Source organism: Phycisphaerales bacterium (assembly GCA_016716475.1).
GTDB lineage: Bacteria > Planctomycetota > Phycisphaerae > UBA1845 > Fen-1342 > JADJWG01.
Map to the genome: position 1 here is coordinate 269,819 of JADJWG010000002.1, position 12,949 is coordinate 282,767.

General features: G+C 65.2%; 10 protein-coding genes. 4 read left to right on the forward strand and 6 right to left on the reverse strand.

Annotated elements, in window-relative coordinates; all coding sequences use genetic code 11:
* Positions 1-70: 70 nt before the first annotated feature.
* A complete protein-coding gene (locus IPM18_08700; GenBank protein MBK9119664.1) occupies positions 71-3,277 on the forward strand; it encodes a discoidin domain-containing protein in 3,207 nt (1,068 codons plus the stop codon).
* Between the two features lie 8 nt (positions 3,278-3,285).
* Here IPM18_08700 and IPM18_08705 read toward each other — a convergent pair whose 3' ends face one another.
* A complete protein-coding gene (locus IPM18_08705; GenBank protein ID MBK9119665.1) occupies positions 3,286-4,338 on the reverse strand; it encodes a LacI family DNA-binding transcriptional regulator in 1,053 nt (350 codons plus the stop codon).
* A gap of 79 nt (positions 4,339-4,417) precedes the next feature.
* On the opposite strand from IPM18_08705, the gene IPM18_08710 reads away from it, so the two are divergent.
* Positions 4,418-5,920, forward strand: coding sequence for a hypothetical protein (locus IPM18_08710; GenBank protein MBK9119666.1), 1,503 nt, complete (start codon positions 4,418-4,420; stop codon positions 5,918-5,920).
* A gap of 39 nt (positions 5,921-5,959) precedes the next feature.
* Here IPM18_08710 and IPM18_08715 read toward each other — a convergent pair whose 3' ends face one another.
* Entirely contained in the window at positions 5,960-6,643 is a 684-nt protein-coding gene (locus IPM18_08715) for a DNA-3-methyladenine glycosylase 2 family protein (GenBank protein ID MBK9119667.1), read from the reverse strand.
* Between the two features lie 38 nt (positions 6,644-6,681).
* Positions 6,682-8,487, reverse strand: a complete 1,806-nt coding sequence (locus tag IPM18_08720) for a hypothetical protein (GenBank protein ID MBK9119668.1) — start codon at positions 8,485-8,487, stop codon at positions 6,682-6,684.
* A 95-nt stretch (positions 8,488-8,582) separates the two neighbouring features.
* Here IPM18_08720 and IPM18_08725 point away from each other — a divergent pair, with 95 nt between their 5' ends.
* Both IPM18_08725 and ispH read left to right on the forward strand, forming a co-directional pair.
* Positions 8,583-9,644 (forward strand): PIN domain-containing protein, encoded by a 1,062-nt coding sequence (locus tag IPM18_08725; protein MBK9119669.1) that lies wholly within the window; start codon positions 8,583-8,585, stop codon positions 9,642-9,644.
* A gap of 141 nt (positions 9,645-9,785) precedes the next feature.
* Positions 9,786-10,733, forward strand: a complete 948-nt coding sequence (ispH, locus tag IPM18_08730) for a 4-hydroxy-3-methylbut-2-enyl diphosphate reductase (GenBank protein ID MBK9119670.1) — start codon at positions 9,786-9,788, stop codon at positions 10,731-10,733.
* Between the two features lie 16 nt (positions 10,734-10,749).
* Here the strand turns inward: ispH and IPM18_08735 are convergent, their stop codons facing one another.
* The 3 genes from IPM18_08735 to xseA form a co-directional block, all read right to left on the reverse strand.
* Entirely contained in the window at positions 10,750-11,142 is a 393-nt protein-coding gene (locus tag IPM18_08735) for a response regulator (protein MBK9119671.1), read from the reverse strand.
* A 207-nt stretch (positions 11,143-11,349) separates the two neighbouring features.
* On the reverse strand, positions 11,350-11,904 hold the full coding sequence (locus IPM18_08740; GenBank protein ID MBK9119672.1) for a hypothetical protein: 555 nt from the start codon (positions 11,902-11,904) through the stop codon (positions 11,350-11,352).
* Positions 11,888-12,913, reverse strand: coding sequence for an exodeoxyribonuclease VII large subunit (gene xseA, locus IPM18_08745; GenBank protein MBK9119673.1), 1,026 nt, complete (start codon positions 12,911-12,913; stop codon positions 11,888-11,890). The genes IPM18_08740 and xseA overlap by 17 nt, the downstream gene beginning before the upstream one ends.
* Positions 12,914-12,949: the final 36 nt, after the last annotated feature.

The window sequence follows — 12,949 nt, forward strand, 5'->3', positions numbered from 1 at the left end:
CGGCTGGTGCGGAGGTACGCTTCCGCGCCAGCCGGCGGCGTTTTAGAAGTCCTGCTGGGCAGGAGAAGCGATGGTTCGGCGTCCGTACGGGGTGACCGCGGTGCTCGCCTGGCTGGGCTTGGGACTCGGACAGCTGGCTTGCGCTGACGATCGCGTGCAGGTCCTCGATCCGTGCCGTGATCCCGCGACCTGGGAAGTGCTGCCTTCCGATGGTGTTCGTGCGGAGTTGACGCGCGTCGACGGGGAATCCGGCCCCGCTTTGCGCTTGTCCTTTGATTTCGAGCGCGGCATGGGCTTCGTTGTGCTGCGCCGCACGCTTACACTGGACTTGCCGGAGAACTATCGCTTCGGCCTGCGCGTCCGCGGCCAGGCCCCCGCCAACAACCTGGAGTTCAAGCTCGTCGATCCGAGTGGAGACAATGTCTGGTGGGTGAACCAGCGAAGTTACGAGTTGCCGCCCGAGTGGACGCAACTACGGTACCGCGCGCGGCACTTCGAGTTCGCGTGGGGCCCCGCGGGGGGGGCACGGCTCGCGCGCCTTGGCGCCATCGAGATAGCCGTTGCGGCGGCCGATGGCGGGCAGGGTTATATCGACTTCGACGCGCTGACGTTTGAGGCCCTGGCCCCGCCGGAGCCGGTCCACGCGCCTCCGCAGATCGTGTGGGCGAGCGGCGCGGAGAAGCGCGCATCGCAGACCCTGCCGGCAGACGGGAACTTGGCATGGCGGAGTGCCACCGGGGTACGGGGGCCGGCCCTGGTGATCGACTTCGGCCAGATGCGGGAGTTCGGCGGCCTCGCGTTGCTTTGGGGTAGCGATGCCTACCCAACCAGCTACGACGTGGAGGTGTCCGTAGACGGCGGTACGTGGGAGTGTGTGGCCGCGGTGCGTGGGGCGCGCGGTGGGCAGCGCTTCGTACCCATTACCGACGGAGAAGCGCGCCAGTTTCGACTGGTGATCCAGGCGACGGCATCCGACGGACCCGTGGACCTGGAGCGACTCGAGATACTCCCACTTGAGTTCTCCGCTTCGGACAATGCCGTTTACGCACACGTCGCCCGCCAGGCCCCGCCCGGCTGGTACCCGGAGTACTTCCTGCGGCGCCAGACGCCCTGGACGGTCGTCGGTGTCGCGACAGATGATAAGGAGGCCCTGTTCTGTGCCAATGGCGCCGTCGAGCTGCACAAGCTCGGCTTCCGCGTTGAGCCGTTCCTGTGGCTTGACGGCAAACTGGTCACATGGGCCGACGTGATCCGCACGCCGTCCCTTGACGAAGCGTACCTCCCCATTCCGACGGTCACGTGGCAGTCCGAAGGACTGCGTCTGGAGATCACACCGCTCGCGGACGGCCCACCGGGGGAATCCTATCTATTGCTCGCGTATCGCCTCTCCAATGCGCGCTCGGAGGCAGTGCGGGGTGAATTGTTTCTGGCTGTGCGGCCGTTCCAGGTGCTGCCACCGTGGCAGGCCCTGAACTTGACGGGCGGCACGGCGCGGGTGGACACCTTACGCTGGGATGGTGTGGAACTCCACGCCAACCTCGGTACGCGACTGGTACCATGGACGGCGCCAGCGGCATTTGGCGCGAGCACCTTCGCTGGCGGTGAGATTGTGGAATACATCGCGGTGGGCACACTACCTGCCGCACAGGAGGTAGTCGATCCTCGACGACTCGCGTCGGGTGCTTTTCGGTATCCGCTGGATTTGGCACCGGGGGCGGAGATGACGGTCGTCGTCTGTGCGCCGCTGCATGCGTCCGCGCCGCCGGTGCCCCCCCGCGCCGAAATCGACCGTGTCTTCGCGGAACGCCGCGCGGCGGTAGCCGACGGATGGCGCACGCTGCTCAACCGGGTACAGATTGTCTTGCCGCCAACCGGCGCGGATCTCGTAAACACGTTTCGATCGACCCTCGCGTACATTCTGATCAACGCGGACGGTCCGGCGATTCAGCCCGGCTCGCGCACGTACGAGCGGAGCTGGATTCGTGACGGGGCCCTGACCTCGACCGCGCTCCTCTATGCCGGTCACACTGAGCAGGTGCAAGCTTTTCTGGACTGGTATGCCCCGTACCAGTACGAAACCGGCAAGGTCCCGTGCGTTGTGGATCGCCGCGGTCCCGACCCCGTGCCGGAACACGACAGCACAGGCCAGCTCATCTACCTTGTGCAGAAGCTGTTCTGTTTTACAGGCGACCGCGCGGTGCTGGAGCGGCACTGGCCGCACGTCGTGGCCGGTATCGGCTACCTCCAGGCGCTGCGGGCGGAGCGGTTGACGGCGGAGTACCGCGACGGGCCACCGGAGCTGCGGGCGCTGTACGGCCTCGTACCGGAGTCGATCAGCCACGAGGGGTACTCGGCGAAGCCGATGCACTCGTACTGGGACAGTTTCTTCGTAGTCCGGGGGATGCACGCTGCAGTGGCGATTGCGCGGGAGCTGGGACACGGCGAGCAAGTGGCGGCGTGGCAGCGGCTGTTGGACGACTACCGCGCGAGTTTGTACGCGTCGATGCGACTGGCGCTGGAGCTGCGCGAGATCGACTTTATTCCGGGCTGCGTCGAGCTGGGTGACTTTGACGCCACCTCCACGGCGATCGGGGTGTACCCGTGTGGCGAACTCGGCCGTATTCCGGAGCCACAGCTCCACAACACGTTTGAGCGGTACTTCCGCTTCTTTGAGGACCGCCGGGCGGACCGGATTGCATGGGATCGGTACACCCCGTACGAGTTACGGTTGATCGGTACTTTCGTGCGACTGGGACAGCCGGAGCGGGCGCATGCGCTGCTGGACTGGTTCATGACGTATCGCATCCCGCCGGCGTGGAATCAGTGGGGTGAGATCGCGTATCGCGATCAGAACGCGCCGGAATTCGTCGGTGACATGCCGCACACCTGGTGCGGTTCCGAATTCATGAAGGCGTTCCGCAGCTTCTTCGTTTACGAGCGTGATACGGACGACGCACTGGTGCTCGCGGCGGGCGTGCGGGAGGAGTGGCTGGAGGGCACGGGGAGCGCGGTGCGCGGTTTGCCGACGGAGTATGGGCCCGTGACGTACACCTTGCGAAGTGACGGTGGTGAGCTCACGCTCGAACTGCGCGGACCCGAGCGAATTCCGCCGGGGGGTGTGGTCCTGACGCTGCCGGTGGCCTGGCGCGGTGGCACGGTACGGGTGAGCGCTCCACCCTTCGTAAGTCGGGCGAATGAAGTGGTGCTGCGCACGACGCCGGTTACGGTGCGGGTAGCGAAGCGGGAGGAGGGAAAAGGGGCACAAGACACCCCGTGACATCCGCTTCACGCGGCCGGCGGAGCCGACGTACTTTCCGGCGTCACCGCTCGCAGGGTGGCGCCGCAAGAGTCGCGCACCACCAGCTCCGGCCGCAACGATATGCAGGTGACCGGACGCAGTGGGTCACGCAGCCGCTCGCAGAGCAAAGCAACGGCTTGTGCTCCCATCTCTGCCATCGGTACGCGAATCGTAGTCAGTGCCGGCCTCGTCATCCGTGCCACGCGCGTGTCATCGAAGCCGACAACCGCCAGATCCTGTGGTACGGACAATCCACACGTCGCGGCCGCGGCGACGACACCGGCCGCCATCTCATCGTTCGCCGCGAACACGCAGTTCCGCGGACCTGCCCACGCGCGCACGTGCTCGAGTGCCAGCGCGTACGCCGAGTCATACTGGTAGTCGAGGTGATAGACATCCGCGGTGCACAGCTTCAGCCCCGCTTCGGCCAGCACGTGTAGGTACGCCTCCAACCGCGCGATCGTATCGACGTTCGTCTCCAGCCCGCCGATGAAGATCACGCGCTCGGCCCGGCACGGTCCGACCACGTGCCGCATCAGTGTCATCGCACCCTGCCGCTGGTCGATTACCACCGAATCGTGCGGCGTGCCGTCCACATCACCATCCAACACAACGAAGGGCCGTGGAAAATCCGCGAGCACCTCCTGAATGCTGTCTGTTAGCTCCGAAACCAGCACGACCACGCCGTCAAGCAGAGTCCGCTGCTGCAGGGCATGCAGCAGGGTGTGGCTGTCATCGCCGTCGCGCGCCGAGGCCACGACGAGGTTGTAGCCCGACGCGCGTGCCTGCTGGTTTGCGCCGCGGATAATCTCGGAATAGAATTCGCCGTGCAGATCCGGCAGCACCAGCCCCACGATCTCACTGCGCCGCAGCATCAGCCCGCGCGCAAAGGCGTTCGGCCGATAACCCAGCTCCGCGATCGCCGATTCCACCCGTTCACGCGTATGTTCGTTCACCAATTCGCGGCGGTTGATCACACGCGATACGGTACTGATGGACACCTTGGCGCGGTGCGCCACATCGGCAATCGAAACAGCCATGGACCACCTGCTGTCCAAGCCGGAGGGAGGGTCTGAGACCTTTTGACAGCGCTTTCACTTCACGATAGGGTGCGGAGCCATGAACTGTCAACTCATTTCTACGGCATTGGTTGTGGCGATTGTGGTGGGGTGCGCCACTGTCCATCCTACCCGCGCAGCGCAATCGGCCGACGGCACCGCCGGCGCAAGTCCGCCCACGCCCACCACGCTACCCGCGGAGTCCGTCCGCCGCACAGCCGAGACCGATGCTGCCCAGCGGTACGCATTCAGCCCCGAGGAAGAGCGGTTGCTCGAAGAAATCCAGCATGGCTGCTTCCTCTACTTCTGGAAGGAAGTCGGCGCGCCGTCCGGCCTGGTGAAGGACCGGAAACTCGGCCCGGTGTCGAGCATCGCGGCTGTTGGATTCCAGCTCTCGTCGTTGCCGATCGGCGTCGAGCGAAAGTGGATCACGCGGGCCGAGGGTGAGGAGCGCGCCCGCACAGTCCTGCGGTCACTGCTGGAGCGTGATGACAACAAACGTTATGGCGTTTACCTGCACTATCCGGACCTCGACACGGGGGGCCTTTCGCGGGCGGGATACGAGATCGCGGCCAGCACCGTGGACCATGCACTGCTGATGGCCGGCGCGATTCCGGCGGGTGTTTACTTCGGCGGCGAGGTGCGTGCGCTGGTCGATCGGCTCATCGCCGAGACCCACTGGCGCGCGTTTTCGGTGGGGGAGGGTGGGCTCCTCTCCATGGGCTGGAAACCAGCCGACCCCGCGCAGATGGATGGTGAGGGTCAGTTCATTCGCTGGTACTGGAAGGACAGCGGCGACGAAGAGCGCCTGATCTACTTCCTCGGCGCGGGCGCGCCGCGGGCAGAATATGCCCTGCCACCGGAGTTGTACTACCGCACTGCACGGCATTTGAAACGCTGGGAAGACGGTCCACCTTACGTCGTCACCTACCCCGGCGCGCTATTCACCTACACCTTCAGTCACTGCTGGATCGACTACCGGAAATTCGACGCCGATGATCCCGCCCGCTTCGGCAGTGACCTACCCGCGGTCGATTGGTTCGAGAATTCGCGCCGCGCCGTGCTCACACACCGCGCCCGCTGCATTGCCATGGCGGACACTTACAAGACCTTCGCCGAGGATCGCTGGGGCCTGAGCGCCTGTGACGGACCGAGGGGCTATATGGTCCCCAACGTGCAGCCCAACCTGGCGAAGCGTGACGACTGGCACCAGGGCACGATCGCGCCTTACGCCGCCGGCGCCGCCATCATGTTCACGCCGGCGGAGAGCGTCGCTGCATTGCATGCTTTCCGTTTTTTGAAGGATGCAGACGGCCGCCCGGTTGTCTGGCGTGACCCGGCCGAGGGGGGCTACGGCCTGGCCGACGCGTTCAACCTGGAGCTCGGTTGGACGAGCCCGGACTACCTTGGCATCGACCACGGCCCGTTGCTACTGGCGATCGAGAACGTTCGGACCGGGCTCATCTGGCGACTTTTCATGGAGCACGATGTCGCCCAGCGCGCCGTCGAGCGACTGGGCTGGAAGCGGCGCGCCACGGGGAGCGAAGCGAGCCCGTCGCCCTGAAGCGAAAAAGCGAGCTGCGGGGTCATGATGGTCTTCTTCCTACCGTGCCCTGCGCGTGTTTGCCCCGGTTTCTCGGATGGCGACACCGGTCATCTGCGGACCCTCCAGACTCCGCCACAGGTACCAGGTCGCGTAGGTCCGGTAGGGCCGCCATGGCTCCGCCAGTGCGAGCATTTCCTCCCGCGATAGGAACTCCGCGCGGCCCAGCAGGGTCCGTACCGCCTTCCGCAGACCAAGATCATCGATCGGCCACACATCCGTCCGCCCCAGGCAGAAGATCAGCAGCATCTCCGCCGTCCAGCGCCCGATGCCCTTGATACGAGTCACGGCCGCGAGCACTTCTTCATCCGACATGCGCTCCAGCTTGGCGCGCGTCAGTGTACGATCTGCGAACACGGCCGCGAGCTCGTGAACATAAACTGCTTTCTGCCTTGAGAGTCCCACTGTGCGCAGCTCGTCCAGTGTTTGCGCCATGACCCCGCGTGGCGAGAGTCGTCCGTGCGGGCACGTGGATTTCAGTCGGCGAAACACGGCCGCGGCTGCGGTCATCGAAACCTGCTGTTGTGTAATCGCTGCGCTCAGGCAATGGAACGGGTCGCGGGTCAGCTTGGGGCGGTGCGGGCCGATGGATCGGATCAGGGCCGCCAGCCGTGCATCGGCAGTCGCCAGGAAGCGCAGTGCCGTCCATGCGGCCTGGTCGGGGTCCGTTGTCGCTGGTGACAAAGGTTTGCGATCCAGAAACGACATGGCCGGTCCAGGTGTTAGGGTGTTTGTTTGCGACCGGCGGGCGTCCGCAACTCGGAGGCGGGTTCACTCATGATCATGAGCGGCATGCGGTACGGCTCGCGCCGGCCGGCGTACCAATCGCGCCATGCCAACTCGGCCTCGGCCGCATTCGCGAGACCGACAGCCGCCCACCAGCGATCCCCCGGCCGCTCCGCGAAGCGTCGCGCCAGCTCGGCCGCAACCGAGGGCGTGTCGGGTGCCTGCGCACCCAGCACATCGAGAAGCCAGGCCGTCAGGGCGGCCGAGTCTGCATAGAAGCGCTCGACTTCGCGGGGCAGTGTTTCGGCCGCGAGCAGATGTCGTACTGAGGGTGTCGAGGTACCAAGTCGCAGGCGATACAGGAGGCGGCGCGCGGGGGGTTCCGCCTGTAGTGCAAGACCCTCGTCAATCGCCAATGGGGGTATACGTTGACCCAGGGCTTCGGCCAGCACCAGGTGCGTCAGTTCATGTGGAAGGGTACTGCTCAGCAGCCATGGATCCCCCTGGAACACGTGCAATTCGCGCGTCAGCACACGTTCACCCTGCACGCGCGTATGGCTGACGGCGAAGGTGATGCCGCGCGTTTGGGTGGCGGCGTGCAATTCCTCCTGCGAGGCATGCACATGGATGGTACACGGCGGATTCCATACCATCTCTGCGGGGCGACCCAGCCATGCCGAGATCCCTTCGTAATGACGCTCGGCTGCACGGGCCACGCGTTCGGCCACGAGGTCGTTGCGTGCCCGGACTACGAAACCACGGGCGGCCCGGTCCTTCCACACCTCCGGCAGCGCGACGGCCCAGAACCCGTCGCGCCGTTGGGTCGCGATCGTGTCGTACAACTGCCGTGCCCGGGTGATTGCTTGTTGTCGCAGCGCAGCGACCGCTTCGCGCCGCTGGTCGACCGCCGGCAGTTGCCAATCCACGCCCAGCGCAGCCGCATAGGTCCGCCCTGCGGGTACAAGGTCACCGGCCCGTTCAGCGAGCTGCGCTCCGATGATCTGCCCGAGGATGATCTCGTCGGTCAGTTCCAGCACTTCGATCGTCCGCGCCAGCAGGCGCCCCGCCGCGTTGGGGTCACTCAGCACCTCCGGCCCCTGATCGCCAAGTGCCAGTGCCAGGCACACGAGCCAGCGCGAGGCGATGCGGCGGTCATGGGTGGTTTTCTCAGCCAGTAACGATTCATACAGCGCGAATGCTTCGGCGAAGTTACGGGCCAGGTAGTGATCGTCCGCTGCCCCCAGGCGCGCGCGCTGCCGGCGCTCGGTCAGTGCCGTGGACAGATCGGGGCGCAGTGCCTGCATCTCGTTCATCAGGTCCAGGGCGGCCTCGAACAACTCGAGGTCAAGCAGGCGATCGATTTCCGGCAATTGCGCGCCCGCCCGCTCCCGGGCTTCCAACACCCAATTTCGCAGACGGGCGGCTTCGGCATGCTGCGCGTCGAGCGCGAGGACGGCTTCGAGCGCCGCTAAGCTGTCCGCGAACCGCCGTTCTGCCAGCCAGAGCTCGGCGAGTGCCAAATGCAGGTGGATGTACTCGGCCCGGACCGCGGCATCTCCGGACTGTGCGCGGAGTGATTCCTGCACCAGCCGCAGGGCCGCTTCGGTCCGTCCCTCGGCGAGGTGTGCCAGCAACTGCGCGCGGAGTCCGGTTGTGACCGGTGCCGTGGTGGGCGGGGATTGCGCGATCGTCCCGGCACCGCAGGCCGCCAGTGAGACCAGCACGGTGATCAGCCCCCGCCGCTTGAGCGTGGAGGTGCCGGACATAGAATGGCGCCGCCAGAGCGGGTCGTGCTGCATCATCCCGCGTTTCCTCCTGGCCCGGCCGCGTTCGTGCCGGGAACGCCCCGAGGACTTCGCATTATACGGGCCTACCCGCCTGTGAAAGGAATGGACGCATGGTCAGTTGGGTGTTGCGTGGTTTGTTCGTGGCGCTCGTCATGGCGGTTGCCATCCTGGCGGCGGGGGATGAAAAATCGGGTGTCAGTGGTCAGGCGGTGCCGTGGGCATTGAGTGCGACGGGTTTCGCGGTCGCCCTGGTCGTGGTCGAGGCGTTCCTGTTGCGCAAGTCGTTGGCTGCATTGTCCGGAGCGTTCCTTGGCCTGGTCGCAGGCATCGTGTTTGCTTACGGCCTGGGCCTGATCGTCGACCTGATTGTCGAGGTGTACCTGGGTGGCGAAGTCGAGCAACCGATGGTGGGGGTTATCAAGCTGCTGCTCGGCATCGTCTCCTGTTACCTCACCATCAGCTTCATCCTGCAATCCAAGGATGACATCCGATTCGTCATTCCCTACGTCGAGTTCGCCAAGCAAACCCGCGGCAACCGTCCGCTGATCCTCGATACGTCGGTCATTATTGACGGCCGGATTGCCGACATCTGCGATACGCGCATCATCGACTCGGCCATTTTCATCCCACGTTTCGTGCTGCAGGAGTTGCAGACGATTGCGGACAGCGCCGACAAGCTGAAGCGAAATCGCGGTCGCCGCGGTCTTGATATGCTCAACAAGCTCCAGACCAACGACAAGGTGGAGATCCGGATCTCCGAAACGCGGCTTCCCAGCGGTGAGGAATCCGGCGACGTGGACCAGAAACTGGTCGCACTCGCGAAGAAGCTCGACGGTCGGATTGTCACGAACGACTACAACCTGAATAAGATTGCCCAGATCCGGGGCGTGGACGTGATTAACATCAACGACCTCGCGAACGCACTCAAACCGGTGGTCATGCCCGGTGAGACACTGACGGTCAAAATCATCAAGCCGGGCGAGGAGGCCGGGCAGGGCGTTGGCTACCTGGAAGACGGGACCATGGTTGTCGCTGAGAACGCGCGCGACAAGATCAATGAGGACGTCACGCTCACCATCACCAGTGTGCTGCAGACCTCCGCTGGGCGCATGATTTTCGGCCGTCCCGAGGGCGAACCACCGCCCGGCCGGCGCCCCCGCGCGCGGATCTGAGGTTCTGCGCCCGGGGCCGGTGCGGCGTTCTGTGCCTTCTATAATCCAGCCGACGTCGGATCGGAGCGCGGTGCCGCCTAGATCGATCGTGACCGGACCCCGGGTACTTCCCGGCCGGGCCGGTCCCAGCCAGGAGAACGCATGCACGTTATTGTCGCCAGGCCTCGTGGCTTCTGTGCGGGCGTGGAGCGCGCGATTCGCGCCGTGGAACTTGCACTGGAAGAATTCGGTCCGCCGATCTTTGTGCGCAAGGAAATTGTCCACAATCTGCATGTGGTCAACCGGCTGCGGGCGCGGGGGGCAACGTTCGTGGAAGAGCTGGACGAGATTCCCGCCGGGGCGGTCGCGATTCTCTCCGCCCACGGCTCACCGCCGGAGGTGTATTCCGAAGCGCTGCGGCGCGGGCTGCGGGTGGTCGACGCGACCTGTCCCCTCGTGCGCAAAGTGCATGTGGAAGTCAGCCGTTACGTGAAGCGTGGGTACCGCATTGTCCTCATTGGTCATGCCGGCCATGACGAAGTGATCGGAACCATGGGCCAGGCACCCGCCGAAACCGTCCTGGTGGAGACACTGGCGGATGTCGCGCGACTGGCGCTCGATCCACAGCAAGCCGGGGTGATCCTCACGCAGACCACTCTTAGCCAGGATGACACGCGCGAACTGGTCGAGGCGCTGCAGGCACGTTTCCCCCACCTCGAGTTGCCACCGTCCGACGACATCTGCTACGCAACGCAGAACCGGCAGAATGCGGTCAAGGAGATTACGGACCGGATCGACCTGCTGCTCGTGGTGGGCTCGAAGAACTCCTCGAACTCACAGCGGCTCACCGAGGTGGCCCGCGCACGTGGGGTCGCCTCGTACCTGATCGACGGCCCGGACCAGATTGATCCGGCTTGGCTGGAGGGGGTTCAGACGGTCGGCGTATCGTCCGGCGCGAGTGCCCCGGAGGACATCGTGCAGGGTGTGCTGGCGTGGCTTGAACGGGCCGGGCTCGACTCGCTGGAAGAGGTGGATGCCCCTGATGAAGGCGTCACTTTCACTTTGCCGAAGTTCACCCAGTTGACGCGCGCCGGGCAGGCCACCTCATAGCCCTGCGGCGCACCGGCTACGAGGACCTTGGTGCGGTAGTCGACTCCACCAGCAGTTCCGAAACGACATTGAGCAATTGCGTTGGTGTGAAGGGCTTGGTCAGGGTGCGAGTGGCACCCAAACCGCTTGCACTGGCCAGGAACACATTGTCCTGCGCGCCACTGATCGCCAGGATTTTCGCCTGTGGCGCCTTTTGCCGCAGGTGCAGAATGGTCTCGATCCCGTCACGTTCCGGCATCAGAATGTCGGTGATCACGAGATCGAACGGAATCGCATTCACGGCCCGCATCGCCTCCAGACCATTGGCTGCCTCGCACACATCGTAGCCGGCCCGCTCCAGACTCAGTCGCATGACCTTGCGCACTTCGTCGTTGTCGTCCGCTACGAGGATGCTTGGATTGGAACTCATGCCGCACACACCTCCCGCGTTCTGGTTATGGTCAGCACAGCAGGTGCAAGTCCCTACGGTGCCGTGGGCCGGCGCCGGGCCGACCCGCGATGTTCATCGGCACAAGTTCTTGATATGGAGAAGTCAATTTGCGAGAGAAAGCCCGATACGACGGCCAGCCCCATGGCAGGCCGCTACCCTCTTAATCCGTAACCGGTTTTTTGATACCTACTCAAAGAGTTGGGGCTGACGCGGATCGTCCGCGGTGGTGAGGAATTCGCCGTCCGCCACCTCCACACGGATGCGTTGTCCGCCTCGAATCGCCGAGACTGTCCGGATAACCGCGCCCGTGCGCCGGTCGCGCGAAATGCTGTACCCACGCCTGAGAACCTGCCGCGGATCACAAGCTGCGATCATCGCCACCCGTGCTTCAAGCTGCCCCAGCGCATGCCGCAGACCCAGGCGTAGGGCACTCCGCATACGCACGGCCACCGTTCCAACATGTTCGACCAGACGCACCAGGCGCGCCTGTGGTCCACGTCGTTCGAGCCGTTGGCGCGCCACCGCGAAGCCACGTTCCGCTTGACTGAGACGCTGCCGCAATACCCGCTCGCAGCGGATGGATCTGAGATCGAGGGCCCGCGCAGCCGCGAGCAACCACCTCCCCTGCGAGAACCGCAGCAGCAGGGTCTCAGCGTTGCGCAGCTTCGCACGGTGCCGGTGGATCCGCTGTGCCAGTACACGGAGAGCGCCTAGTTGGATCTCGTCAATCTGCTGGGACAAGCGCCGCAGCCGCGCCGCTGGATAGGAAAAGGGCTCGGCGGCAAGCAGCGCGCAGATCCGCGCGGGCCAGTTCGAGCCGAGAGCCCGCCCGGCGTTCACTGCGCCGCACAAGCTGGGCCACGGTCGCCAGCAGGTCGGCGCGCTGCGGCGCGACCAGTTCGGCCGCTGCGGTCGGTGTCGACGCCCGAACGTCAGCCACCAGATCGCTGATGGTGACATCGACTTCATGCCCGACCGCGCTGATGACCGGAATCGCGCTCGAAGCGATCGCGCGTGCCACGACCTCCTCGTTGAAGGCCCATAGGTCCTCGAGCGAACCGCCGCCCCGTCCGACGATCAGCGCATCGACCCCGCCGAGTTCCGCCCGCACATGGTTGAGTGCGGCGATGGCCGCGGCGATCTCTGCGGCCGCCCCGTCACCCTGCACACGCACCGGGTACACCAGCACTTCCAAGGATGGGAAACGCCGCGCCAGCGTACGTAGAATGTCGCGAATCGCAGCGCCCGTCGGACTCGTGACGATAGCGATCCGTTGCGGAACCCACGGCAGGATGCGTTTGCGCTGCGGGTCGAAGAGCCCCTCGCGCTCAAGGCGTTCCTTCAGCTGACGAAAGGCCACTTCCAGCGCACCCATGCCCCGCGGTTCGAGCTTGCGGCAAGTCATCTGGAAGCGGCCGCGCTGCTCGTAGACCTCCAACTCCCCCGTCGCAATGACTTCGAGCCCGGCTTCGGGCTGGAAGCGAAGCCGCGCGGCCGTGCTGCGCCACATCACGCATTGCAGCTCGCTGAAGCGGTCTCTCAGTGTGAAGTAAAGGTGCCCGCTGGCCGGGCGGGAGAAATTGCCGATTTCACCGAGAACGTGCAAATCAGGAGGGACACCCTGAACAAGTGCCGCGCGTACCAGCTCGTTGACCTGTCGCACGCTGAGCAGGGCGGCCTGCGGCTCACGGCCGGCACGAGTCGGCCGCCGACGTATGCGACTGGGGTCGAATGGCCTGCGCTCCGTCACGTGGCGCTGATCCTCGTCCAGCGGTCTCGGACTCTC